Annotated in this window: 20 protein-coding genes; 13 read left to right on the top strand and 7 right to left on the bottom strand. The window is 52.1% G+C overall.

Translation table 11 applies throughout. The features are described 5' to 3' along the window. Window positions 1–70 precede the first annotated feature (70 nt). From EJE49_RS06185 to glyS, 12 genes are all read left to right on the top strand, one after another. Window positions 71–517, top strand: coding sequence for a biotin/lipoyl attachment domain-containing protein (locus EJE49_RS06185; protein WP_124949532.1), 447 nt, complete (start codon window positions 71–73; stop codon window positions 515–517). Further along, a complete protein-coding gene (locus EJE49_RS06180; protein WP_124949531.1) occupies window positions 517–912 on the top strand; it encodes a DsrE family protein in 396 nt (131 codons plus the stop codon). The genes EJE49_RS06185 and EJE49_RS06180 overlap by 1 nt, the downstream gene beginning before the upstream one ends. Before the next feature lie 102 nt (window positions 913–1,014). Further along, window positions 1,015–1,452 carry a glycine cleavage system protein H gene (locus EJE49_RS06175; protein WP_124949530.1) on the top strand — a complete coding sequence of 146 codons (438 nt, stop codon included), beginning with the start codon at window positions 1,015–1,017 and terminating at the stop codon, window positions 1,450–1,452. A gap of 137 nt (window positions 1,453–1,589) precedes the next feature. Further along, window positions 1,590–2,729 (top strand): radical SAM protein, encoded by a 1,140-nt coding sequence (locus EJE49_RS06170; RefSeq protein WP_223246770.1) that lies wholly within the window; start codon window positions 1,590–1,592, stop codon window positions 2,727–2,729. Next, entirely contained in the window at window positions 2,730–3,809 is a 1,080-nt protein-coding gene (locus EJE49_RS06165) for a lipoate--protein ligase family protein (RefSeq protein ID WP_124949529.1), read from the top strand. It abuts the gene before it with no gap. Then, a complete protein-coding gene (locus tag EJE49_RS06160) occupies window positions 3,806–4,873 on the top strand; it encodes a geranylgeranyl reductase family protein (RefSeq protein ID WP_124949528.1) in 1,068 nt (355 codons plus the stop codon). The genes EJE49_RS06165 and EJE49_RS06160 overlap by 4 nt, the downstream gene beginning before the upstream one ends. A 23-nt stretch (window positions 4,874–4,896) precedes the next feature. Continuing rightward, window positions 4,897–6,033: a radical SAM protein gene (locus EJE49_RS06155; protein WP_124949527.1), complete on the top strand. Its 1,137-nt coding sequence runs from the start codon at window positions 4,897–4,899 to the stop codon at window positions 6,031–6,033. Window positions 6,034–6,259: 226 nt separating this feature from the next. Next, window positions 6,260–7,483, top strand: coding sequence for an OmpP1/FadL family transporter (locus EJE49_RS06150; RefSeq protein ID WP_124949526.1), 1,224 nt, complete (start codon window positions 6,260–6,262; stop codon window positions 7,481–7,483). Between the two features lie 114 nt (window positions 7,484–7,597). Then, entirely contained in the window at window positions 7,598–8,320 is a 723-nt protein-coding gene (locus EJE49_RS06145; protein ID WP_124949525.1) for a response regulator, read from the top strand. After that, window positions 8,317–9,630, top strand: a complete 1,314-nt coding sequence (locus tag EJE49_RS06140; RefSeq protein WP_124949524.1) for an ATP-binding protein — start codon at window positions 8,317–8,319, stop codon at window positions 9,628–9,630. The genes EJE49_RS06145 and EJE49_RS06140 overlap by 4 nt, the downstream gene beginning before the upstream one ends. A 62-nt stretch (window positions 9,631–9,692) precedes the next feature. Beyond that, complete coding sequence (glyQ, locus tag EJE49_RS06135; RefSeq protein WP_124949523.1) at window positions 9,693–10,580, top strand: glycine--tRNA ligase subunit alpha; 888 nt, start codon at window positions 9,693–9,695, stop codon at window positions 10,578–10,580. Further along, on the top strand, window positions 10,577–12,640 hold the full coding sequence (gene glyS, locus EJE49_RS06130; RefSeq protein ID WP_124949522.1) for a glycine--tRNA ligase subunit beta: 2,064 nt from the start codon (window positions 10,577–10,579) through the stop codon (window positions 12,638–12,640). The genes glyQ and glyS overlap by 4 nt, the downstream gene beginning before the upstream one ends. Window positions 12,641–12,858: 218 nt before the next feature. On the opposite strand, the gene EJE49_RS06125 is transcribed toward glyS, so the two are convergent. The 7 genes from EJE49_RS06125 to EJE49_RS06095 are packed head-to-tail and all read right to left on the bottom strand — an operon-like array spanning window position 12,859 to window position 24,262. Continuing rightward, a complete protein-coding gene (locus tag EJE49_RS06125) occupies window positions 12,859–16,137 on the bottom strand; it encodes a UvrD-helicase domain-containing protein (RefSeq protein WP_124949521.1) in 3,279 nt (1,092 codons plus the stop codon). Continuing rightward, window positions 16,124–18,439: a tetratricopeptide repeat protein gene (locus tag EJE49_RS06120; protein ID WP_124949520.1), complete on the bottom strand. Its 2,316-nt coding sequence runs from the start codon at window positions 18,437–18,439 to the stop codon at window positions 16,124–16,126. The genes EJE49_RS06125 and EJE49_RS06120 overlap by 14 nt, the downstream gene beginning before the upstream one ends. A gap of 32 nt (window positions 18,440–18,471) precedes the next feature. Beyond that, window positions 18,472–18,942, bottom strand: a complete 471-nt coding sequence (locus EJE49_RS06115) for a YbjN domain-containing protein (protein WP_124949519.1) — start codon at window positions 18,940–18,942, stop codon at window positions 18,472–18,474. Continuing rightward, on the bottom strand, window positions 18,939–19,721 hold the full coding sequence (gene rsmA, locus EJE49_RS06110) for a 16S rRNA (adenine(1518)-N(6)/adenine(1519)-N(6))-dimethyltransferase RsmA (protein WP_124949518.1): 783 nt from the start codon (window positions 19,719–19,721) through the stop codon (window positions 18,939–18,941). The genes EJE49_RS06115 and rsmA overlap by 4 nt, the downstream gene beginning before the upstream one ends. Next, a complete protein-coding gene (gene pdxA / locus EJE49_RS06105) occupies window positions 19,714–20,694 on the bottom strand; it encodes a 4-hydroxythreonine-4-phosphate dehydrogenase PdxA (RefSeq protein WP_124949517.1) in 981 nt (326 codons plus the stop codon). The genes rsmA and pdxA overlap by 8 nt, the downstream gene beginning before the upstream one ends. A gap of 15 nt (window positions 20,695–20,709) precedes the next feature. Then, entirely contained in the window at window positions 20,710–22,053 is a 1,344-nt protein-coding gene (locus EJE49_RS06100; RefSeq protein ID WP_124949516.1) for a peptidylprolyl isomerase, read from the bottom strand. Then, window positions 22,034–24,262: an LPS-assembly protein LptD gene (locus tag EJE49_RS06095; protein ID WP_124949515.1), complete on the bottom strand. Its 2,229-nt coding sequence runs from the start codon at window positions 24,260–24,262 to the stop codon at window positions 22,034–22,036. Before EJE49_RS06095 ends, EJE49_RS06100 begins: the two co-directional genes overlap by 20 nt. Before the next feature lie 66 nt (window positions 24,263–24,328). Between EJE49_RS06095 and EJE49_RS06090 the strand changes: the two genes are divergently transcribed. After that, window positions 24,329–25,324, top strand: coding sequence for an aminoglycoside phosphotransferase family protein (locus EJE49_RS06090; protein WP_124949514.1), 996 nt, complete (start codon window positions 24,329–24,331; stop codon window positions 25,322–25,324). Window positions 25,325–25,338 lie beyond the last annotated feature (14 nt).

Raw genomic sequence — 25,338 nt, 5'->3', positions numbered from 1 at the left:
TCTAAGCCTGTAGGGGGTGGGCACTGACTCAGTGCCCACTTTAAAGCCGACTAAATAATCTATTAAAATTATGGAATGCAACGGCTGCGAGTTCCGACCGGAACTCTACTATGATGATCAATACCAGATTTGGGCGCGCCGTGAGGAAGACGGTACGCTTACAGTTGGTATGACTGATATATCCCAAACAGTAGCAGGTAAAATTTTACATGTGCGGGTACGTAGACCGGGTACACTCCGCCCTGTTGGCAAGCCAGTAGCTACCATCGAAAGTGGGAAATGGGCTGGTCCAGTTCCAAACGTTTTCGACTGCGTGATTGAAGAAGCCAATCATGATGTATTAGATGACCCGAATTTACTCAATATCGAACCCTATGAAGCTTGGATTGCTCGCGTACGACCGTCTGGCAGTATTGATGATGCACTAGCAAGTATGCTTACAGGCGATGTTGCGCAAGCTGGTTACTGTGAGCGTACGCGCAGAGAAGATATACATTGTGAAAGGGGTGCGCGATAATGGCAGACCATCATTATTTAGATAATGAAGAGAAGTCGGTTATCATCGTCATGACGAGTGGTCCGTCGACGCCACATAGGTGCGCGACTCCGTTTTATATTGGTGCAATACTGGCTTCAATGGAAGCAGATGTAAGTATATTTTTTACCATGGAAGCCGTTAAGTTAGCGCAAAAAGGGATTGCAGATAATTTCGCAGCTATGGAAGGTGGCAAAACGATAATAGAATTTATTCGTGATGCTAAAGCAGCTGGTGTAAAATTATACTTGTGCAAGCCTGCAATGCCTGGTTACAAGTTAACTGAATCAGACATTATTGATGAAGTTGATGAAATTGCTAACGCTAGCAAGATGGCTGATTTGATTTTGGCATGCGATAAATCAATGTTTTTCTGATTTATTGCATTATTTATTTCGCATTTGTGCGGATTCCGTTTGCAGCAGCTAAGTTGTTGCAAGCATATTTATTTAGTGAAAACATTCTGAGGAGAAATGAATATGGCAACAGTACGTGGTTGCAACCTTCCTGACGATCTATATTACAACGTCGACAACAACGTGTGGGCACGCCGTGAAGCTGATGGTACTCTTACCATTGGTATGACTGCTTATGCTTGCTCATTGGCTGGCGAAATCGTTTCTTATACCCCTAAAAAAGTGGGTAAAGAAATCGAGCAGAATAAATCTGTATGTACAGTAGAGTCTGGTAAGTGGGTTGGTCCGGTTAAAGCTCCTGTAACTGGTGAAATTCTTGCAATCAATCCTGATGTTGCTGGCAAGCCTGGCACCATCAACGCAGATTCCTATGGTAGCGGCTGGTTGGTTAAAATGAAGCCAACAAACTGGGATGGTGAGTCTGGTTCCTTAATTACTGGCGGTGCAGTTGCTGGCGCGTTCGAAACAAAAATGAATGCTGACGGCTTTGGTGGTTGCTAAGTAGTTAGATTGAAGTGATGCAACAGGGGCGATTTATCGCCCCTGTTGCTTTCTAAAACTACAAAACCTTGTTTCTAATAGGGTTTCGGGTAAAAAGCATGAGTGATTGGCTAGAAGTCGTTGGGCGTGTTGAACCATTGGATGGCATTGAGTTGGATGCTGCCTTGGTTAATGAGATGCAGAGTAAATTTGCTGGGTTGCAAGGAGAGCGTGTTGGTCGAGTGAATTTTTATACGCCAACATTTAAAGCCTTTGCAAGCTCCGAAATTACTGGTTGTGGTAAGAGTGCATGGCCTGCTGTTTCGATTACAGGTGGTGACTGCAAGCTGCAGTGTGATCACTGTAAGGCAAAAATTCTGGAGCCCATGATTGCTGCGCGTACACCTGAAGATTTGTGGCGTGTGGTTAATGACCAGATTAACGGTGGTGCACAGGGCATGCTGTTGACGGGAGGTTCTAATCACCGCAACGAAGTTGAATACGACGACTACTACGCAACCATTCGTAAAATCAAGGATACATTTCCTGAGTTTAAAATTGCAATGCATACAGCGCTTGTCGATATGGATATCGCGCGCCGTATGGAAGATTGCGGTATTGATGCGGCAATGATGGACGTAATCGGTTCGCAAGATACAATTACGCAAGTCTATCATTTGCGCAGAACCGTTGATGATTTTGAAAGAACATTAGAGTATCTCGTATCGACAAAATTGAAAGTAGTGCCGCACATTGTGCTTGGGTTGCACTATGGCCATATGCTGGGTGAGTGGAATGCGCTTGAAATTATTCAGCGCCATAAACCGCAAGCGGTCGTGCTGGTAGTGGTAATGCCATTCTATGCCCCTGAAAATCGTCCATTCGTTACACCTGATAGTAAGGAAGTCGGTCGTTTCTTCATGGATGCGCGCGCCGCGCTGCCGGATGTGCCATTATTGCTGGGTTGCGCAAGACCACCGGGTCGGGTAAAGCTTGAGATCGACAGCTATGCTGTTATGGCTGGTTTGAACGGCTTGGCTCATCCTTCGGATGGTATGGTCGAATTGGCTGTGCGCCTGGAACGTGATGTTCGTGTAACGCCTGCATGTTGTTCCATCGCAATTGGCGATGAAGTAATGGCAATTGAAACTGACGAGTCTGGATTGCAAGTTGACATCCAGAAGGTGATTGAACACGAGCGCACAAAGCGTCCGAGTTTTGCAAGCAGCAGTAGCCTCTCTGGAATTAAGGTAGTTACGGCAGGGCAACCGGAGACGGTTGGTGGTTGCTGCGGTTAAATGGAACTGCCAGTAAACACGTGGCGTGTGCTCGATACAGGTACACGGCCGGCGGCAGAAAATATCGCACTTAATCGTGCATTGCTGGAATTGCGGCAGCAGGATAAATCTCCGAATACATTACGTTTTCTAGGATTTGAGCCTTGTGCATTGCTTGGTTTCCATCAAAGCGCTGAACAAGAGCTTAATGTTGAATACTGTAATACCCATGCAGTCACAATTCAGCGGCGCATAACCGGTGGTGGTGCAATTTACTTTGACACCACACAACTGGGCTGGGAATTGTATTTGCATAAGCGCGATCTGGGTACTGCCGACATGACGGCAATATCTAAGCGCATTTGTGAAGCGGTTGCCAGAGGGATTTCTTCGTTGGGTGTCGCCGCACAATTCAGACCCAGGAATGATATCGAAGTAGAAGGACGTAAGATATCTGGTACGGGTGGCGCGTTTGATGGTGATGCCCTGATGTATCAGGGGACATTGCTGATTGAATTCGATGTGGAAAAAATGCTGCGGGTGCTGAATATACCGGCAGAAAAATTATCAGATAAGGCGATTGCTTCAGCACGTGAGCGCGTAACCAATCTGGCCGATTTGCTGGGCTATACGCCATTGCGTGCAGATGTTCTCCTGGCGATAAGTACAGCGCTGGCTGCGGAATTCAATGTGCAGTTTGCGTCGGGAGAGTTAACTCCCGAAGAAACGCAGTTATATACCGAGGCGTTGCAAGAGATCAATCATCCCGACTGGGTGAATATGATAGAACGGCCGGCAGATGATAGGCCAGTGGTGACAGCTGCACGCAAATTTGCAGCCGGTATGTTAAGGGTAAATGTTGCATATGATCGGACTATGCACCGCATCAAGCAGGTATGGTTTAGTGGTGATGTGTTTATCAGCCCGAGACGAACGCTAATAGATTTAGAAGCTGCTTTGCGAGATAGCCACGAAGATAAATTAAGCATAATTGTGACTGATTTTTTTAAACAACGAACGGTCGATATGTTGACGCTTACGCCTGAAGATATTATCGCCGTGATCAGAGAAGCGCTCGATGTCGCCGAGGCAGCAGCATGATGCATAAAGCGGATGTTTTAATAATAGGATTAGGGCCGGCTGGCGCAGCTGCCGCCTCAGCCGCTGCTGAGCGGGGTTTGTCAGTTATCGGTGTAGATCGCCGGCATGAAATCGGTATCCCTGTGCAATGCGCAGAATTTATTCCATTGCCTATGGGTAAATACGCCAAAGCGGATGGCGTGTTATACCAGCATATTAAGGGCATGAAGAGCTTTTTGCCATCAGGTGCCGTTGCTGAGACAGAATTTCCCGGTCTGATGATCAATCGTGCGGCATTTGATCAGGCGATTGCTAATAAAGCACGTGCACATGGTGCTGAGCTCTGGTTGAATAGCCGTTTAGTAAGCCTTGACGCGGAGAAATCCAGTGCAAGAATTTCGACATCGAAGGGTGAAGTCACTGTAGAGTATAAATTGCTGGTTGCAGCAGATGGCCCGCATTCACTGGTTGCAGAGTCCCTTGGCCTACCGGAAATGGAAGTGGTTACTACCCGGCAATATACTGTGCCGCTCAAGCGTGAATATGTAGATACAGATATCTGGCTATCTGCGGATTACCCCGGTGGTTACGCCTGGCTGTTCCCGAAAGGTAAATGGGCTAACCTGGGGCTAGGTCTGGATAAACGTTTTGCAGCGGACATGAAAAAACCACTGGATGCGCTGCATAAACAACTGGTAGAGCAAGGCCTGGTAGGCGAAGAAATAACTTACCGAACAGGTGGTGCAATACCGGTAGGTGGATTACGTGAGAATTTGGTAGTTGGTAATATAATGTTTACCGGCGATGCGGCGGGTTTGACACACCCTATTACCGGTGCCGGTATTGCTGCGGCAGTAATATCCGGTGAACGCGCCGGACAGGCTGCTGTAGCGATGTTAGTGGATAAAGACGAAGACGCGTTGGCTGATTTTGAAGAAGACGTGCGCGACCAATTTGAAGTGGCTGTAAGCCGTGCGGTTACTCGCCGCAAATGGCTGGATCAATACTGGAAGACTGAGGCTGCGCAAACGGACAGTTTGCACCGCAAAAGCTGGATAGCCTTCCCCGATTATTTTTTAGCATAACCCATTTTTTTAAGGAGATACGCATGAGCGCAGTCTTAGATCAACCCCAAGTGGTTCAGTTTTACCGTCCCGACTATCACGTCAAAACCCCGGAAATGCGTTCGCCAGAATATGTGCAGATGAGTACTGCTGCGGCGATTACTTTAGGGCTGGTACCAGGCAATATGCATCGTACAGCCTGCACCAATTGCTTGAACTTGCTGGTTACCTATCCTGAAGGTTGTCGTGCAAACTGCACCTATTGTGGTTTGGCGCGTCACCGTGAAGAAACGCGTGATTATGCTGATCGTAACTTTATTCGCGTAGAATGGCCGACCGCTCGCTATGATGACGTGATTGAGCGCGTCAAGCTGGGCAATGACAAAGGTCAGTTCCAGCGCATGTGCATCTCCATGATCACTCACCCTAATTCTGATTCCGATACCTTTGTATTGCTGGATAAGTGGATGAAAGAACTGCCGCACATACCAGTGTCTATTCTTTCAAATCCAACCACCATGGAAAAAGAAGATCTGGCACGATTGAAACAGATGGGCGCAGATATCTTTACTATCGCACTGGATGCGGTTACACCGGCGATCTTTGAACGTACCCGTGGCAAGACTGTTGATAGCCCGCACCGTTTTGAAAAATACTGGCAAGCGCTGGAGTGGGCGGCAGAAATATTCGGACCAGAGAAATTCGGTGCGCATCTGATCTGCGGTATGGGTGAAACTGAACAAGAAATCCTCGAAGTCTGCCAGAAGATCAAAGACATGGGCGGTCATAACCACATGTTTGCATTCTTCCCGGAGCAAGGTTCCATGATGGAAGACTGGCCCGCTTGTGACCGTGGACAATGGCGCCGCGTGCAATTAGCACGCTTCATCATCGACTACGCAGGCGGTCATATCAGCAACATGATGTTTGATGCTGAAGGCAAGGTGATTGATTTCGGACTGGCCGAAGATGAACTGGCTGAGTTGGTGAATTCCGGCAAGCCGTTCCAGACATCAGGCTGCCCAGGCAAGGATGACGAAGAAGTGTCAGCATGCAACCGTCCTTATGGTGATTCCAGCCCAACCGACATTTTCTCTTTCCCGTTTGCGTTGGCACGTAAGGACGTTGAAAACGTCAAACGCCAAATGGCTGGTGAAGATATAGGTGCTGGTTTGATCTGATAAGGCAATAGAGTTTGAACAATCTGGCTGATTTATATACATGTTTCTATGTTAATAAATCAGCCATTTTCTTTGCTGGTGTTGTAAAAATGTAACAAAAGTATGCGTTGTTAAGTTAATGCTTGTTCACGCAGACAGTAATAATGTACTATTGGTTCACAAAATAATGACAAAGTTATTTTTGTAGTAGTTCGATTCATAAAACATTTCACACGGAGATAACACAATGAAATTGAAGAAATTAATGACAGTGATGGCTGTTGCCGGTATTGCTTTACCAGGCGCTGCTATGGCAACTAACGGTATGTTCGCTGACGGCTACGGTATGGTAGCTGCCGGTATGGGTGGTGCGGCTACGGCCATGTCTGAAGATGCTTTTGGTGGTGCTAACAACCCTGCATCTATGGTGTTCGTTGGAGATCGTATTGATTTCGGTGCTTCAATTTTCAGCCCACGTCGTGAAGCGACAAGTATGGATTTTGGTGCTGGTAATGGTAGCTCAACAACAATACAAAGCGATAAAAATTACTTCGTTGTTCCAGAGTTTGGTTATAACAAAATGATGAATAAAGACTTATCATTGGGTGTGACAGTATATGGTAACGGCGGCATGAATACTGACTATAAGCCAGGATCGAATAACATTAACTTTTATGGTAATACAGGTCGTCTGGGCGTTGATTTAATTCAGTTAGCAATTGCGCCAACCGCAGCATTTAAAATCGCACCGAATCACTCGATTGGTATTTCACCGTTAATTGCATATCAGCGTTTTAAAGCGGATGGTATGTTGAGTGATAATGCAAATGGTAATGGTACAGGCAATAGTATTAATCCAGGTTATGACGATGCTTTCGGTTATGGCGTGCGTATTGGCTACATGGGTAAACTTACATCTGATTTGACAGTTGGCGCATCATACTCTAGTAAAGTAACCATGCAAAAATTTGACAAATATAAAGATAATCTGCTTGCTCCAGGTAATGGCGCGCTGGACTTAGCTGAGAACTATAGCGTAGGTGTGGCATATAAAATGATGCCTGATTTGACTGTGGCGTTAGATTACATGCGCATCAATTATGGTAATGTTGCTTCTATTGGTACTCCAACTGCTCAGCGTGGATTTGGTTGGCACGATATAGATGTGTGGAAACTGGGTGCTCAGTACAAATATAACAAAAATTGGACTATGCGTGCTGGTTGGAATCATGGCGATAACCCGATTAACGCTACTGATGCTTTCAGTAATATCGTTGCTCCAGGTGTAATCAAGGATCACTTGACCATGGGTACTACTTACTTGACTTCAACTGGTGGTGAGTTGACAGTGGCCTATACGCACGGCTTTGAGAATTCTATCACTGGTCCAAATGCAGCCGTTCCTACTTCACCAACTACAATTCGCATGCACCAGGATATCATTGGTGTGGCTTACGGCTGGAAAATGTAATTTAAGCGATAGCCGGTCACAAGCTGGCTCGTAGCTAAAAACCGAGGGTTTACCCCTCGGTTTTTTTATGGGCGTGATAAACTTTATCGAATAATATTGTTGACTGAGTTATATATGGATGAGACTGTAAAAGAGCATATATTAGTCGTGGATGACGACGATGGTTTACGCAGCTTGCTTGAGCAATATCTGACTACCAACGGGTTCGAGGTGAGCCTGGCAGCTAATGGTGTTGCCATGGATGAAGTATTGCAAAGCGTAAAGCCCGATCTGGTTATCCTGGATCAAATGATGCCCGGTGAGGATGGTTTGTCTATCGCGAGGCGGTTGCGTGGTAACGCTCACATGCCAATTATTATGCTCTCTGCGCGCGGTGAGGATATTGATCGCATAGTGGGGCTGGAGGTGGGTGCAGATGACTATCTGGCCAAGCCGTTTAATCCGCGAGAATTGCTGGCGCGTATACGTGCAGTGTTAAGGCGTAAGCAGGATGCGATAGCCACAGAACAACCAGCTACCGGGAATATGGTACGCTTCGGTGATTTTGAACTGGACCTGGATGCGCAGCGTTTAAGCAAGGCCGGCGTGGAGGTGAGTCTGACCTCGGCAGAGTTCACTATACTGCAAATTTTCACCAGCCATCCTAACCGCGTGCTGTCGCGCGATCAGTTAATGGATATGCTTAAAGGTTACGATCGGGATCCATTTGATCGCAGCATCGATGTGCGGGTAACCAGGTTGCGCCGCAAAATCGAGGTCAATCCGGCTGAGCCGGCTTATATACGTACAGTGTGGGGCCAGGGTTATTTATTTGCACCAAAAGGAATAGCCAAGTGAAATGGTGGCGTAGTCCGGTCAAGCTTTGGCCGGATTCGTTGTTTGGTCGCACTGCGGCCACGCTGGGTCTGGCATTCGTGTTATTTCAGACTGCCGCTCTTGCTTTGGTTGCATATACAGTGCTAACTCCTATGGCGCTCCGTTCAGCAGATGATCTGGCGGCATTGATCGTGTTGTCTGCACAGACCTGGGTGGAATTGCCGCCCGAAACACGCCCCGCGTTTGAACGCGAACTGGCCGAGCATCATCATTTGCGCATCAGCAAGATAGATAATATTGCTGACGTGCCCGCTGATAGATTCCTGAATAGCCGTAATATCGAGGCAGCATTGTCTCACCGTACAGGTCAGCAGATTAGTCTGGAAGCCGGTGAGAATGGCTGGGTATGGGCTGATCTGCAAATGGGCGGACATTACATTCATATCGGATTCGAAAAGAATCGTTACAACATACGTTCACCATTGGCGGCAGTTGGTTTAGTCAGCCTGGGCGCTCTGTTGATCTGGCTGACGGCACTTATTGTGGTGCGCAGAATTACCCGGACCCTGGCGCAACTGGCCGCAGCAGCTGGCCAGGTCGGTCAGGGCCAGATGCCGCAACCATTGCCAGAAACAGGCGCTGCCGAGCTGGTCACGCTGGCGCGTGCATTTAATCAGATGGCGAATGAAGTGCAGGATTTGCTCGCCAACCGCACCACGTTATTGGCTGGAATTTCCCATGATTTACGTACCCCGATTGCGCGCATGCGCCTGGCGGTCGCCATGTTGCCAGCCGATGCAGAGCCTGCTTTGGTTGCGCAAATAGAACGCGATCTGGAGCAGATGAATCAGTTGATCGGTGGCTTCCTGGATATGGCGCGTGGCTTGCAGACCGAAGCCAGGCAGCAGGTGGATCTGCATGCCCTGCTGTGCCAGATAGCTGCAGATGCGGGACGCAGCGGTGGCACAGTGGTATGTAATGTAACAGGGGTTTATGAATATTCGATTGCCGTGCAGGCATTGCAGCGTATCGTGGTGAATTTGATTGAAAACGCCTTGCGCTACGCCCCTGAGAGTCAAGTAGAGATAAGTTGTACACCGAATAAGCATGGTGCCTTGATCGAAATCATGGATCGAGGTCCGGGCATACCTGCGGACCAGCTTGAGGCTGTATTCAGGCCGTTCTATCGATTGGAAACGTCGCGCAATCTGACCAGCGGTGGCAGTGGCCTGGGGCTGGCCATTGCCCGCCAGTTGGCGCAAGCCAATGGCTGGCAGCTCAATCTCTCTGCGCGAGAGGGTGGTGGGCTGGTAGCGTCGTTACAGGTCTGATTCAACTCCTTCAACAGCCGTTTCTGGGTTAAAATTACATTTTTACCGTTTAAGCGTGTGTCATGCTGACTTTTCAAGAAATTATATTAACGCTCCAGCAGTTCTGGGCGAAACAGGGCTGCGTGTTGTTGCAGCCCTATGACATGGAAATGGGCGCTGGAACTTTCCACACTGCGACGTTTTTACGCGCATTGGGCCCTGAGCCGTGGAAAGCTGCTTTTGTACAGCCATCACGTCGTCCTAAAGATGGCCGTTATGGGGAAAACCCGAATCGCCTGCAGCACTATTATCAATTTCAGGTTGTACTGAAGCCTAGCCCCGATAATATTCAGGAGTTGTATCTGGATAGCCTGCGCGCGCTGGGCGTGGACCCAACCGTGCACGACATTCGCTTTGTCGAGGACGACTGGGAATCCCCGACCTTGGGTGCCTGGGGTCTGGGCTGGGAAGTCTGGCTGAACGGCATGGAAGTTACCCAGTTCACCTACTTTCAAGAAGTCGGTGGTTTGAAATGCAAGCCGGTGCTGGGCGAGATCACCTATGGTCTGGAACGGCTAGCAATGTACTTGCAAGGGGTGGAAAATGTCTACGATCTGGTATGGACGGAAGGTGTCAGCTATGGTGACGTCTACCATCAGAATGAAGTAGAACAGTCCAAATATAACTTCGAACATTCCAATACGCACTGGCTGTTTCAGCAGTTCAATGATTTTGAGCGCGAAGCAGCACGGTTGATGGATCTGGGCTTGCCTTTGCCCGGCTTCGAAATGGTGATGAAGTGCTCGCACACATTTAACTTGCTGGATGCGCGTGGTGCGATTTCGGTAACTGAACGAGCGGCGTATATCGGTCGGGTGCGCACCTTGTCACGCAAAGTAGCGCAAGCCTATTTCGAATCGCGCGAAGCATTAGGATTCCCTATGTTGAATAAATCGGGGGAGTCAGTATGAACGCCACTTTATTAATAGAATTGCAGACTGAAGAGCTGCCACCCAAGTCGCTGCAAAAATTGTCTGATGCCTTCAGTAATGGCATTGTGGCAGCATTGAAAGCGCAAGGTTTTGTCGACGATATCAGTGGCGTGAGTGCTTATGCTACCCCACGCCGTCTGGCAGTGAGTATTCCGCAGGTGGAAGCAATACAGCCACCGCGCAACATTGAGCGTAAGGGTCCGGCCGTTGCTGCCGGTATGAAAGACGGTCAACCTACGCCAGCATTGGCAGGTTTCGCCCGTTCCTGTGGTGTGGAAGTGGCTGATCTGGCGACGATGCATGATGGCAAGCAGGAGTGCTATGTGTACCGTTCTACTCAGTCCGGTGAACCGCTGGCGCAGCATCTGGCGGGAATAGTTGCCGATGTGTTGAAAAAGCTGCCGGTGGCCAAACTCATGCGCTGGGGCGATAGCGATGTTGAATTCGTACGTCCGGTGCATGGCCTGATCATGCTGCATGGTACACAGGTGGTGGTTGGAGAATTGCTGGGTCTGGTCAGTGGTAATGTGACACTGGGCCATCGTTTCCTGTCGCAAGGCAAAATCAGCATCGCGCATGCGGATGACTATGCGCATAATTTGCTGCAACAGGGCAAGATCATGGCTGGGTTCGCTGAACGTCGTGACAGTATCCGCCAGCAACTGACCGCTGCGGCTGGCGACGCTCAAGTGCTGTGGGATGAGGCGTTGCTGGATGAGGTTACGGGTCTGGTCGAATTCCCTACCGTATATGCCGGCACCTTTAGCGCTGATTTCCTGGAAGTACCTCAGGCCTGTCTGATTCTGTCGATGAAGCAGCATCAGAAATACTTCCCGCTGGCTGATCAGCATGGCAATTTATTGCCGCGTTTCCTGGTGGTTTCCAATCTGCAAACTGATGATCCGCGTCATATTATTCAAGGCAATGAGCGTGTGTTACGGGCGCGTTTGTCCGATGCGCGTTTCTTCTTTGATCAGGACAGAAAAACCCGTCTGGATAGCCGTGTGGAAAAACTGGCGCAGGTGGTGTATCACAACAAGCTCGGCAGTCAGTTGCAGCGCGTGAACCGCATGCAGCACATGGCGAGCAGCATCGCCGGCCTGTTGCATGCGGATACGGTGGCAGCTTCACGTGCCGCTTATCTGGCCAAGGCTGATCTGGTTACTGATATGGTTGGTGAATTCCCAGAGCTGCAAGGCATGATGGGTACGCACTATGCATTGCATGATGGTGAGGCTGCTGACGTGGCAGCAGCTATCAGCGCACATTACCAGCCACGTTTTGCCGGTGATGCCGTGCCGCAAGGGGCGATTGCTGCCAGTGTGGCGTTAGCAGATAAGCTGGATACGTTAATTGGTATTTTCGGTATTGGCCTGATCCCGACGGGCGATAAAGACCCGTTTGGTTTGCGTCGCGCTGCGCTGGGTGTACTACGGATTTTGATTGAAACTCCGCTGGCATTGTCCTTGCCAGCTTTGCTGGCGCATGCGCAGGCAGCATTCCCACCTGGCGTGGTCGCGGATAGCGTCAATATTGATGTGTATGGTTTCATGCTGGATCGCATGCGCCATTACCTCAAAGAACAGGGTTTCGAGCCAGGTGAAATCGAGGCGGTACTGGCTAATCAGCCTGAGCGCATGGATTTGATTCTGGCGCGTATCCACGCTGTGCGTGAATTCCGTCAGTTGCCGGAAGCCGCTGCTCTGGCTGCGGCCAACAAGCGGGTACGCAATATCCTGAAAAAAGTAACCGAGCCGCTAGGTGCGGTGAATCCGGGTCTGTTCGAAGCAGATACGGAAAAGGAATTGTTCGAACGCATTACTCAGCTGGCGCCACAGGTCACGGCATTTGTGGCTGCAGGTGATTACACCGCGGCACTGACTGCGCTGGCTGGCGTACGCACTGCTGTTGATGCGTTTTTTGACGGGGTGATGGTGATGGCAGAAGATATGGCAGTACGCCAGAATCGACTGGCGTTGCTGAATGCCCTGGGTGAAATGATGAATCAGGTGGCTGATATTTCGATGTTGTCTGCCTGATAGCTGAAAAACTTTGTCCACGAAAAACACGAAAAGCACGAAAGAAAGCAAGATCAACAGACTCAAAACATAACTTCAAAAGAACATTGATTCCTTCCCCATTTCGCAATCAGTGTTTGTTGAAATCAATGGTTCTTTAATTTTTTGAATTTTTTGAATTTTTTGAATTTTTTGAATTTTTTCGTGCTTTTCGTGTTTTTCGTGGACTAGCCTTTAGCCTAAAGCATCACCAGCTCGCCCCCCGCGCTAACGATCGCACAGCGGATAGTGAGTGCAGGGTAGCAAACCTGCATCGCCATCCGGTATTCGGTTAGTTGTACGCGGTGGCGCTGTATGAGTTGCTGCGTATCATCTGTCTGATCAGTCTTGTAATCCAGTATCCATATCTCATCAGCAAATTCCACCACACGGTCGATACGGTAGCTGCTGCCGTTCTGGCGCAGATAGCTGAGCTCATTCCAGGCGCGGCGATAGTGTGTCGGGTCGAAGAAACGCTGGAGCTGCGGTTGATCCAGAATGCTGCGCGCGTGCTGATGCGCATTTGTAAACTGTGGGTGGGCACCGAATTGCGCCTGAAGTAAAGTCGTGTCCAGCACTGGGTCAGGCGGCGTGATTGCTTCCAGCAGCAGGTGCACCAGCGTGCCGTAATCGGTGGCTGCGGTGTCGCTGCGTGCGGTGTATGTACCCAGCGGATACGGCTGGTTGATGTCAGCTGGCAGCGTCATGGCAGCTGGTCCGCTAGTCACAGCTTGCGTCTTGCTGATGCTGCGTTGAGTCAGGTCATCGCCACTGATGGCAGTTGCTGCATCTGGCTGCAGTGCAGCCAATATCGTTTGATGCCAGTTCTGTCCGTTGCTCTTGCTGACTACACCCGACACCAGCAGTGCCTGCCGTGCGCGGGTCATCGCGACATACAGTAGATTGTAGTCTTCGCGCTGGGCATGCTGCATTTCCTTATCCAGATACGCTTGCTGATACGCGGCCATGCGTTCCTGTGTGGTCACCAGTGAAAAATGATCTGGACGCGGCGCATCCGGTTCCCAGTTGAGTAATACCCGGTAATTGTCCGCTTTGGCTTTGCGCGCACCGACATCAAGCAGCCAGACGATAGGCGCTTCCAGACCTTTAGCTCCGTGTACGGTATGGATGGTGACGGTGTTGCCGGCATCCAGGGTCTCGCCTTCGTCCGGGTTTTCGTCACTGTCCTGATGCAGTGCGGCGATATCGAGCAAAAAACGCGGTAAGCTCGGATAACGCCCACCGGACTGGGTCAGTGTTAACGCGATGAATGCAGTCAGGTTGGCCTCTACGCTATTTTGCAATGCGGCCGGCGCTACTGCACGGTAACGAGCGATGAGGTTGGCTTCAAAATAGATGCGGTCGAGCAGATCATGTACCGGCAATGTTCCTGCCAGGGTGATCCAGTGCTGCAACAGCGTGGAAGCGCGCTGCAAACCCGCGCCAGGCAGTGTTAGCGATTGTAATACCGGCCACCAGTGGGTCGCTTCATTCTGCAGTTGGGCGGCACGCAGTGTCAGTAATTCGGCATCAGTGCAGGCGAAAATCGGCGAGCGTAGCGCACGTGCCAGCGCCAGATCGGCATTGGGGGTAACCAGAAATTGCAGCAAAGCCAGCAGATCACCGATTTCCATACTGTCCAGCAGACCGCCACGGCGCGTGCTGCTGTATGGGATTTGCGCATGTTTCAGCGCGCGTTCATAGTTGGCCAGATGGGTGCGGCTGCGCACCAGTATCATGATGTCGCTGAATTGCGCCGGACGGGTGCCGCCATTGGCGTCATCAATCACCCAGTGGCTGACGATTTCATTAATTTTCGTGGCGAGCTGCTCGGCTTCAAGCTCACGAGCGTTGTTCTCAGCATCGTCAGGCCGGGGTTCGGTCAGTGGATTGCGGTAACTGACAGGCGCAACTTCCTCGGTAGTCGGGGCTGTGGCCAGCGCCAGCACTTCGACCCTGCCGGGGCGGCTGGTGTCATACACCTGATGCGGCTGAAACAGGCTGTAATCGTCAGCAATGCCGGCAAAGGTCGCATTGAGTACCTGGATAATGTGCGCGGTGCTGCGCCGGGTGTGGTTCTGGCTAAGGCAGGCGGCACCACGTGCGCTCAGATAGGTTTTGGCGAGATCAAACAGCCCGGCCTCTGCGCCGCGAAAGCGATAAATCGACTGTTTCGGATCGCCGACCAGAAAGATTTTTGGCATCTGCCCGGCCTGATGCGCAGCTTCAAACCAGGCCTGCAATACCCGCCACTGTACCGGATTGGTGTCCTGGAACTCATCGAGCAGGATATGCTTGTAGCGGGCATCCAGTTTAAGCTGGATGTATTCCGCGTGTTCGGAATTGGAGAGTAACTGTGCAACCTGCCATTCCACGTCGCTGAAATCAAGTACCCGCGCCTCGGCTTTGGCGGCCTGATAGTGTGCGAGTAATGCCGTACCCAGGGTTAATGCATGCGCATTGAAATGATAGCTGGCCTGCGCCAGTCGTTGCCGGCGGGCCTGGAGCAGGCGTTCGCCAACCTGGTGATGCAGGTTGATCATGGTCTCCTGTGCCGCTGTGCCCAGGCGTTTTTCCTGCGCCGCGCTGGCTTTGAGGCTGTACAGCTCGCCTTTGCCGGAGAGTATGGTCTGACACAGTGCTTCAAAACGTTGTTCATTGGCCAGCTCGGCGCTGAGTGTGGTGATGATGTCGTCAGCACGTTTCTGCGTGGTGGCCGTATTCATACCCAGCAGGCGCGCATATTCATGCAGTTCGGCGCTAAATGCACGGTCTGCCATCAGCTCACCAGCAATATCGGCATCAATCGCGACCCCAATTTGCTGGCTGAGGGTGGTGAGCGCATAACCGAGCGGGTCAGCTTGCGATTCGGTATAGGCCCACCATTCGGTGCGCCTGTGCATGAAATTCTGCAGCAGTTTGCGGGTGCTGGATAAGCCCAGCTCTGCCAGCAAATTTTGCATGGCATGGGCTTGCGGAGTGTCAGGATGTGCCGCCAGTTGTTGGGTAAGCTGCGCCCATGCGTTCTGGTGCAGGGCCAGCGTCTGCTCTGCCAGGCCGCGGCCGACCAGGCCGGTTTCCAGCGGTGCGCGCTGGATAACTTCCAGAAACCAGGCGTGGAAGGTGCTGATGGTGATACCTGGCTGGGCAGTGAGTACGCTTTCAAACAGGCCGCGTGCCAGCGGCAGTTTGGCGTCGAGCTCAGATTCAGCGACGGCACGTTCGCGCAGGAACTGGCGCACGGCGTCATCATCGGCGCTGGCGCAAAAGCGCAGCCATTCATCCAGCCGTGCCCGCATTTCGCGGGCGGCTTTACGCGTAAAGGTAATGGCCAGTATCTCGGCCGGCTGCACTCCCGCCAATAACAGACGAACGATGCGTGCTACCAGCAGCCAGGTTTTGCCACTGCCGGCGCAGGCCTCGACGACAACAGACAGGTCGGGATCAAGCGCAGTCTGGTTAAAGTCAGCGGCTGCCATTGGCCATTAACTGTTGCGCCTTGGCGCACGCAGCACCCTGATCCAGACGGCATACCTTTTGCAATGCCGGCATGGCTTCGTTGCGGCGATTGAGGCCGAGCAGCAGCATGCCTTTACTGAGTTGTGCCCGTATATTGTCTGGCGCCAGCTGAATCGCGTGCTCATAGTCCTGCAGCGCAGCCTCGTTGTGGGTCAATGCCACTTGCACGGCGCCACGGCTAACATAGAGCTGCGCGGCTTGCGGTTGTTGCGCAATGGCTCGATCCAGCAGGCTTAATGCGGTGTCGTAGCGGGTTTCGATGATGTTGAGTGTGGCCAGTTGCACCAGTGCTTCCACATAGTTGGGATTGTAGTTCAGTGCTGTTTGCAGGTCGTGTGCGGCGTCACTGCGTTGTCCGCCGATCAGCGCCAGATAGCCGCGGTTGTAATAGGCCGGAGCGAAGTCAGGGGCGATGCTGATGGCCATATTCATGTCAGCCAGCGCTAACTGTGGCTGATGCTGCTGCGCATAGACAATGCCGCGGTTGAGCCAGGCCTGAGGGTTGTTGGGGGTAAGGCTGAGGGCATGATTGGTGTCGCTCAGCGCGTTATCGAATTGGCCGAGTGCGGCATAGCTCAGGCCGCGGTTAAGCCAGGCATCGGCATATTCCGGCTGGAGTTCGATGACGTGATTGTAATCGGCGATACTTTCCTGCACGCGGCCCAGTTTGAACAGCAGGTAGCCGCGATTGAGCCAGGCATCGGCATAATCGGGTTTAAGCGCGATAGTCTTGGCGTACAGCGCCATGGCTGCTTCGGCATTACCTTCGTTCATGTCGAGTACGGCCATGTTGAAGTTGGCGTCATGCTGGTTCGGGTTGATCGCCAGGGCGGCCAGCAGGTCTTGTTTTGCAGCCGCCAGTTTACCGGTCTGCATCAAGGCATAGCCACGGTTGGTGAGTGGTCGCTCTGCCCAGATCAGGCTGGTATCAGTATTCTTGTTAACGGCGTCAGTCCATAGTGTCACCGGATCGGCAAATGTTCCGATGCGCCCCCAGCTGATAAACGCAAGGACTGCGCACAGCGCTAGTATCGGCAGCTGCTTGCGATAATTGTCGAGGCTGCCGAATAATCCGGCAATCAGCAACGGCAGCATGCTCATCCACAGATAACTGCGGTACAGCACAAACGGCTCCTGCAGACGTACTGTCACCAGCTCGGTAAAGAACAGCAGCCATGGCGCGAGCAGGGCGAAGCCGATCAGGCCGCGACGTCCACCCTGGCGCAGCAGCCACAGGCTGGCAACAGGATAGATGATAAAAGCGATGAATCCGGCAAACTCAGGCCAGCTCAGGATATGGTCGGGGAAATGCTGGCGCAGGTCGATTGCCATCCAGCCCGGGTTAGGCAGTAACCATAGCAGCAGGTATTTGAAATACAGGTAGCTTTGCGAGATAACGCTGTACAGATACACATGCTCGGGCATGATGCCGCTGTTGTTTTCCGACATTTGCGCCAGCATGCTCTGCGCAAAGATTTCATACGGCGCGCCCAGCACGCCCTTGCTGCGCAGGGTGATGAAGATGGCAACCGCGGCGAAGCCCAGATAGGTGCCCCAGGTCTTGCGCGCAATGTCGCGTAATGACGTGCGCAGCAGCAGCGACAGCAAGACGGCGACAGCCGGCAGCATCACGCTGTGCTCTTTGGAAAATACTGCCAGAAAATAGAAAACGACAGCCGCTCCCAGCCACGCTTTGCCACGTTCACGGCTGATACCGTGCAGGTAACATAGCAATGATGCCACGCTGAACAGGGTGGTCATGATGATGCTGCGTTCCACCAGATAGGCGACGCCATACACAGCGACCGGGTGGACGGCAAATGCCAGCGATAGCAGAAATGCCGTATAACTGGCAGATTTGTGGTCGCTGGCGATATTGGTCAGCTGCAGCAGGCGGGTAAAGAAGAGAAATAGCAGGCTGGCAGTGATGCCGTGCAAAATAATATTGCCCCAGCGCAGGGCCGGGATGTCCATGCCGAACAGTTGATAAGTCCAGCCCAGGCTGGCATAGGCAAACCAGCGCAGATCGAAGTGGAACAGCGATTCGCCATAATGGCGCAGGTTGGTCTCGGTGAAGAACGGCCGGTCGTCAAACACAAACGGGTAATGCAAGCCACGGCTATACAGCAGCGCAACGGCACCGCACAGCGCCAGTATCAGCATGATGCTGAGTCGCACTTGCGGTTTGCCTAGCCAGGCATAAGCTGATTCGACGGGGCTGGTAGTTTGATAAGCTGCGAGCGGGTCGTAGTGGTCTTGCATCGGCTTCACCTTGAGGCTAGGTCTGTGAGTCTTTACTTGATGACGACTTTAGTCGGGCCGTCTATGGTTTCGATTGCGGTTTTAGGCTCAGCGCCGGCGATAACTGCTCGGATACCAGGCAGATAGCGATTCATGCATTCCAGCGAGAACACGATCAGGGTCTGTACCATCTTGGTGGTGAGTACACCATCACTGATGTCCAGGCTGTTTTTGAAATTCATTTCGCCATCGTTCATGTCGATTTCGAAATTGCCCAGCGGCAGGCCGTAATTGGCACGGGTCAAAAAGTCTGCCAGAGCGCCTATGCGTTCGATGGGCACCAGCAAGTCCTGCGGGCGGGTATAGACAAAGACGCGGTGCGCTTCTTCATGGCTGTGGATGAACATATTCAATTTGCCGTCTTCGTTTTCGATAGGCAGATTGATAACCGGTAAATTAGGCACGCGTGTGGCAGGCAGGTGCATGTCATCCAGACAGGCTTGGGCGATGTCGATTAAATTCATTTTTTTTCCTTAGGTTGTATGTAGTTGGCGATGCGCACAAAGTCGGCCACGCTGATGGTTTCAGCGCGACGTTGCGGATCAATGTCCAATTGTACGAAATCTTCGGCCTTTAACAGGCCGGCGAGGGTGTTGCGTAATGTTTTGCGGCGTTGCGCAAATGCGCTGGAGACCACGTGGGCAAGTGTATCGACGCTGTTGGCATGCATGTCTTCAGCTGCCCGCGGCATCATGCGTACGATGGCGGAGTCGACTTTGGGTGGTGGATCAAATGCGGTGGGTGGCACGTCGAACAGTGATTCCATCTCAAACCGGTATTGCAGCATCACTGTTAAACGCCCGTAATCATGGGTATCGGGACTGGCAGTCATGCGCTCTACCACTTCCTTTTGCAGCATGAAATGCATGTCGATGATGTTGGGTGAAAATTCGGCGAGGTGGAACAACAGCGGGGTAGAAATATTGTACGGCAGATTGCCGATAATGCGTAATCCCTTACCCAGACTGGCAAAGTCGAATTTCAATGCATCGCCGGCATGGATAGTGAGCCGTTCCGCAGGGTAGGTGCGTTGCAGTCGGGCAATGATATCGCGATCAAGCTCTACCACATGAAAGTGGGGGATATGCGTCAGTAATGGGATCGTCAGTGCGCCAAGACCGGGGCCGATTTCCACCAAATTGTCGCCAGGCTGGGGATGTATGGCGTTGATAATCGCGTTAATAATGTCATGGTCACAGAGAAAATGCTGGCCAAAACGCTTGCGGGGTATATGTTTAGACATGTGGGTTTAGTGCCATTTGTTCAGCAAGAGCAATCGCGGCAGCCAGGCTACCGGCATGCGCCTTGCCGGTACCAGCAAGGTCAAGTGCGGTGCCGTGGTCAACGGAGGTGCGGATAATGGGCAGGCCCAGGGTGACGTTGACGCCTTCACCGAAGCTGGCGTATTTGAGTACCGGCAGACCCTGGTCGTGGTACATGGCGAGCACACAGTCCGCTTCGGCCAGGCGCGCCGGGTTAAACAGGGTGTCGGCTGCCAGCGGGCCGGTGAGATACATGCCTTCTGCACGCAGGGCTGCCAGTACCGGTTCGATAATGCGGATTTCTTCATCACCGAGATGGCCGGATTCGCCAGCATGCGGGTTGAGTCCGGCAACCAGTATATGCGGTTTGGCAATGTGAAAATGCTGCACCAGATCCTGATGCAGAATGCGCAATGTGGTGGTCAGCGATTCGGCAGTAATTGCATCGGCGACCGTGCGTAATGACAGGTGTGTCGTCGCCAGCGCGACGCGCATGTCGCCACCGACCAGCATCATCACCACGCGGGCAGTGTGAGTGGCATCGGCCAGAAATTCAGTATGGCCGGTGAAAGCTATGCCGGCCTGGTTGATGACTGCTTTATGCACCGGAGCGGTAACCATCGCCGCAAATTCGCCGGCGACACAGCCGCTAATTGCGCGGCTGAGGGTTGCCAGCACGTAGGCACCATTGGCTGGGTTGAGTACTCCTGCCTGAGCTGGTTGGGCTAGTGGCACGTGCAATACACTCAATACGCCGGCCTCGGTAGCGGGCAGGTCGTGGTCATACTCAGCGATGCGTAACGGTAAACCCAGTTGTTGTGCGCGGGCGCTAAGCAGGTCACGGTCAGCGATTGCTACGATACGCTGCTGGCGTTGTGTCTGTGCCAGCATGACGCATAAGTCGGGACCTATGCCGGCAGGTTCGCCGGCAGTGAGAGCTAGTGTGGATGTCATGCCGGGCTGCTGGCCTTAGTCTGCGTTGTGATATTCGACGTAGGCGCTATCGCGGAGCTGGCGCAACCAGTCTTCCTGAGCTTCATCGATTTTACGTTCACGCAGGGTCTGGCGGGCGAGCAGACGCTGACGCTCTTTAGTGACATCCTGAGAACGACGCTCCAGCACCTGAATCAGGTGGTAGCCGAACGGGGAATGTATCGGTTGGCTGATTTCACCCGGTTTGAGTGTGTCCATGGCATGTTCAAACTCAGGCACGGTTTCACCGGGAGAGAGCCAGCCCAGGTCGCCACCTTTGGTAGCGCTGCCGTCGTCGGAATACTGGCGTGCCATGTCTTCGAATTTCGCGCTGCCGTTTTCGATACGCTCACGAATCTGGGCAAGTCGGTTTTTTGCATCGGTTTCCGATACGATTTCATTGGTTTTGATGAGGATATGGCGGGCATGGGTTTGGCTGATAATCGTGGCCTTGTTTTGCGTACGTTTATCTATCAGTTTGATCAGGTGGAAACCATTATTACTGCGCAGGATATCGCTGGTTTCACCCGGTTTCATGGTGGTGACAGCCTGGCTAAACAGGGTAGGTATCTGTGAGCCGCGACGCCAGCCCATGGCACCACCTTCCAGTGCATTGGGCGAATCGGAGTAGCTGGCGGAAACCTGGGCAAAATCGGCTCCGCCGCGGATTGCATCCAGTGCCTTCTGGGCCTTGGCGCGCGCAGCCTGGATTTGTTCAGTCGTTGCGTTTTCCGGGATGCGGATCATGATGTGCGCGGTATTGTATTCGTCGTCGACACCCTGTTTGGCTTGTGCATCGAGGTAGGCATCTACCTCGGCTTCAGTGACGTTGATCTTGTTGTCGACCTCGCGTTCACGCAGGCGGCTGAGGATAATTTCGTCGCGGATGTCGTCACGGAATTTGTCAAAGGCAATGCCTTCTTTAGTTAATGCCGCGCGAAACTGTTCTATCGACATCTGGTTCTGGGAAGCGATGCGCTCGATAGCGCGATCCAGCATGGCACTATCAACCCGGATACCGGTTTGTGCGGCGAATTGCAGCTGAATGCGATCATTGATCATGCGTTCAAGTATCTGTTTTTCCAGCACGTCATGCGGCGGTAATGGTGTCTTGCGGCTTTCCAGTTGCTGCACAGCGCGGGCATAACGTTTATCCAGATCATGGCGGGTAATGACATCTTCATTTACCACGGCAACAATATGGTCGATGGGCTGGATTTTCGCTGCCGTGCTGCTGGACAGGTCAGTGCTCTTCTGTAGCGGCTGGTTTTCAGCAGCAAACAGCAGGTTGGGTAACAGCGCAAATAAAACCAGATAAGATTTAAGGGTTATTGAGTTCATTGGTGTTGGTGTATCCAGGTACGCTAAGTTTAAGAACATCGAGCGGATTAGAGCCTAAACGCCCAAGACCGTTCAATTCCAGTTGGATAAAGAATGATGTGCTGGTGGTGCTGGCGGCGGTCGCGATGGTCTGGAATACGCCGCGGGCGGCCCAGCAACCGCCGTTATATTCAAGTCCGGCCAAGCCTTCCACAATTTTCTTGTCAAAAATCGAGTAGTTATAACGCATCATGCCATACCAGCGTGGAGCGATAGGCCATTGCGCGGACAGGTTAATCTGATTGATTTGTCCGCTGATGGTGCGGTAACTGAAATTCATGACTTTGCCCGGCTCTGGACGATAGCTGGCCGTGAAGCTGTTGCGTACGGTTTGATTCAGTTGGGTGTTGTATTGAATCGCCGCTTCTGCACGCCATGCCTGATTGATTTGTCCGCCGATAGAGGCCAGGATGTCACTGGCGGTGTTATTGGTCACTGAGCCACCAGGCAGCGTGACTTGTTGCGGCGAGAAATACAGGCGCTGCCCGACTGCGACGCGCAGACGCTCCAGTCCGTTTTCGGTGTCCAGCAGCCGTGACGTCATGGCCATAGTGAGCTGGTTGGCATCGTTGATACGGTCGTTGCCGACAAAGCGGTTTTCGGTAAACAGTTGTGCGTAGTTCAGATCCATCTCGGCACTGTCAAAATTCGGCAGTGTGCTTTGGTTCTGGTAAGGGATGTAAACGTAATACAGGCGTGGCTCCAGGCTTTGCTGATAATTGCGGCCGAAGACGTTGATGTTGCGATCAAAATACATGCCGCTATCCAGGCTCATGATCGGCAGCGCACGTGAAGCATTGGTAGCGGGCGTCGTCGCTGTTGAATCCAGCATGTATTCTGTGGCATGTACCCCAATCTTGGGGGTGATATAGCCGAATTCATTCAGCAGCGGCATGCTCACGCTGGGGTAAGCGACCAGGCGAGAGCCGTTAATCAGGGTCGGGTGCGCGAAACGGGTCAGCTCGCCATTAAAGCTGAGATCCAGGCCATAGTCGTTGCTGCGTGCCGCTTGCAGGCTAAGTTGCGGCAGGCGGCTGTACGGCGGGATAACTGGCGCATTGGGATCCTGCAGGGTCTGGAATTGTTGTACTCGTGCGACTGCGCGCCACCAGCTGGCCTGATATGTCAGCGAAGCTTCCTGATTCAGGTTGGTCAGCGAGGTAGCGCTGATCTGGTTGGACAGTTCACGGAAGTAATTGTTATCCGACACGCTTTGATACACGACATGGCCAGTCCAGCCAGGCGCGAAACTCTGGTCATGCTGGGCAAAGATGCTCCAGCGGTTGGTTTTGGTCGTGCTGTCCGGCAAAAATTCGCCATTGAAGATGCCGCGATAGGTATCGGCCAAGTAGCGGAATTCGCCGCCTATTTGTAAGCCACGCTTGGTCATGAAGCGTGGGGTAATGGTGGCATCGTAGTTGGGGGCGATATTCCAGTACCACGGCATGGAAATTTCGGTACCGCTATTGCCGGTCGTGCCGAAAGTAGGTGCAAGTAATCCGCTGCGACGTCGGTTATCCAGAGGAAAGTCTATCCACGGTGTATATAAAATCGGTGTGCCTTTGAATTCTATGTAGGCGCTATGCGCGGTACCCACATGGCGCGTGTTGTCTATTTGCAATTCCTTGACGCGCAAATACCAGTCGTCATTACCGACTGGGCAGGTGGTGTAGCTGGCATCTTTTAAGCGGTACTGCTCTTCGCCTTCGAAATTAAGTACCGATGCATCGCCGCGGCGATTGGCGATGACGCGATTCGTCGGGGTGCTGGGTTCGGTGCTGATCAGGCTGAACACTGGCTGCTCCATGGCGCCGACCTGCGAATTCATCTGGAAATCGAGTTTTGGGCCGGTCAGGGTCAGGCCTTGTTGCTTTAAGCAGACATTGCCGCTGGCCTCGACTACGTCGGTAGTTTCGGTATAGTGCAATTTGTCCGCAGTAACGATGCCGGTGTTGCGCCGCAGTTCTACATCACCGCTGGCGTTAATTTGCTGGCCCTGCACGCCGTGCATTTCGTCTGCGCGTATGAACAGTGACGAATCTTCCGCCGATTTGGTTAAAGGCGCGAGATCGGGACTGCTTTGCAGCAGTATCGCATCATCGCCCACGGCGACACCGCTGAGTAGCAACAGAGGTGCGGCAAGGTGGCGGCTAAATCGGTGTCTAGGCATTGTGTAGGCGGTAAACGAATGATGCTAAAATGGGTTAATTAAATTTAGTCGTTTATTAGGAATATCATGCAGCGTCAACAGCTTATCCAATCTTGGTTAGAAACACTATTTCCCGATTTAGCACCCGTGCTGACATCAGCCTCGGCGGATGCCAGCTTCCGGCGCTATTTTCGCGCTACGTTGTCCAACGGTGACCATTATATAGTGATGGACGCGCCACCGCAGTATGAAGATTGCCAACCTTTTATTCATGTGGCGGAATTATTTGCCGCCGCCGGGGTTAATGTACCACGAGTGCTGCAGCAAGACCTGGGACAAGGCTTTTTGCTGCTCACCGATCTGGGTGATACAACCTACCTTGCTGCGCTAAATACCACAAATGCACACCCATTATATATGGATGCGATTGATGCGTTAATCCAAATTCAATCTGCCAGCCAACCGGGCGTGCTGCCCGAATATGACGCTGCCCTGTTATCGCGTGAATTGCAGCTGTTTCCGGACTGGTATGTGGCAAAACATCTGGGTGCTACGCTAAGTGATGAGCAGTCCAGAGTGCTGCAAACGGCATTTACCAAACTGCTGGATAACAATCTGGCGCAAGCGCAAGTATTCGTGCACCGTGATTATCATAGCCGTAATCTGATGGTGACGGAGCCTAATCCCGGTGTGCTGGATTTTCAGGATGCGGTGTTCGGGCCGATTACTTACGATCTGGCGTCATTGTTTAAAGATGCTTATATCGCCTGGGATGAGGAAGTGGTCATAGACTGGCTGATCCGCTACTGGGAAAAAGCGCGGTTGGTGAATTTGCCGGTGCCTGCCGATTTCGGCGCGTTTTACCGCGATTTCGAGTTGATGGGTTTGCAGCGCCATCTCAAGGTGCTGGGCATTTTTGCCCGCTTGTATCACCGTGATGGTAAAGACAGTTACCTCAAGGATATGCCGCTGGTCATGCATTACGTGCGCCGCACAGCTGACCGTTATCGTGAATTCGGGCCATTGCTGAAGCTGCTGGACGAGCTGCATGGAACGCAAGTTGACACAGGGTACACATTTTGAATCTACATACAGCC

Source organism: Sulfuriferula thiophila (assembly GCF_003864975.1).
GTDB classification, from domain to species: Bacteria; Pseudomonadota; Gammaproteobacteria; order Burkholderiales; family Sulfuriferulaceae; genus Sulfuriferula; species Sulfuriferula thiophila.
Note: the sequence above shows the minus strand (reverse complement) of the source record. Positions and strands in the feature narration are given on the sequence as shown.

Coding starts and splice junctions, on each gene's coding strand:
- EJE49_RS06175 (WP_124949530.1), top strand. CDS start 1,015: ATGGCAACAGTACGTGGTTGCAACCTTCCTGACGATCTATATTACAAC.
- EJE49_RS06090 (WP_124949514.1), top strand. CDS start 24,329: ATGCAGCGTCAACAGCTTATCCAATCTTGGTTAGAAACACTATTTCCC.
- glyS (WP_124949522.1), top strand. CDS start 10,577: ATGAACGCCACTTTATTAATAGAATTGCAGACTGAAGAGCTGCCACCC.
- EJE49_RS06145 (WP_124949525.1), top strand. CDS start 7,598: ATGGATGAGACTGTAAAAGAGCATATATTAGTCGTGGATGACGACGAT.
- EJE49_RS06165 (WP_124949529.1), top strand. CDS start 2,730: ATGGAACTGCCAGTAAACACGTGGCGTGTGCTCGATACAGGTACACGG.
- EJE49_RS06115 (WP_124949519.1), bottom strand. CDS start 18,942: ATGAATTTAATCGACATCGCCCAAGCCTGTCTGGATGACATGCACCTG.
- EJE49_RS06160 (WP_124949528.1), top strand. CDS start 3,806: ATGATGCATAAAGCGGATGTTTTAATAATAGGATTAGGGCCGGCTGGC.
- EJE49_RS06150 (WP_124949526.1), top strand. CDS start 6,260: ATGAAATTGAAGAAATTAATGACAGTGATGGCTGTTGCCGGTATTGCT.
- EJE49_RS06100 (WP_124949516.1), bottom strand. CDS start 22,053: ATGAACTCAATAACCCTTAAATCTTATCTGGTTTTATTTGCGCTGTTA.
- EJE49_RS06120 (WP_124949520.1), bottom strand. CDS start 18,439: ATGCAAGACCACTACGACCCGCTCGCAGCTTATCAAACTACCAGCCCC.
- EJE49_RS06180 (WP_124949531.1), top strand. CDS start 517: ATGGCAGACCATCATTATTTAGATAATGAAGAGAAGTCGGTTATCATC.
- EJE49_RS06155 (WP_124949527.1), top strand. CDS start 4,897: ATGAGCGCAGTCTTAGATCAACCCCAAGTGGTTCAGTTTTACCGTCCC.
- EJE49_RS06095 (WP_124949515.1), bottom strand. CDS start 24,262: ATGCCTAGACACCGATTTAGCCGCCACCTTGCCGCACCTCTGTTGCTA.
- EJE49_RS06125 (WP_124949521.1), bottom strand. CDS start 16,137: ATGGCAGCCGCTGACTTTAACCAGACTGCGCTTGATCCCGACCTGTCT.
- EJE49_RS06185 (WP_124949532.1), top strand. CDS start 71: ATGGAATGCAACGGCTGCGAGTTCCGACCGGAACTCTACTATGATGAT.
- rsmA (WP_124949518.1), bottom strand. CDS start 19,721: ATGTCTAAACATATACCCCGCAAGCGTTTTGGCCAGCATTTTCTCTGT.
- pdxA (WP_124949517.1), bottom strand. CDS start 20,694: ATGACATCCACACTAGCTCTCACTGCCGGCGAACCTGCCGGCATAGGT.
- glyQ (WP_124949523.1), top strand. CDS start 9,693: ATGCTGACTTTTCAAGAAATTATATTAACGCTCCAGCAGTTCTGGGCG.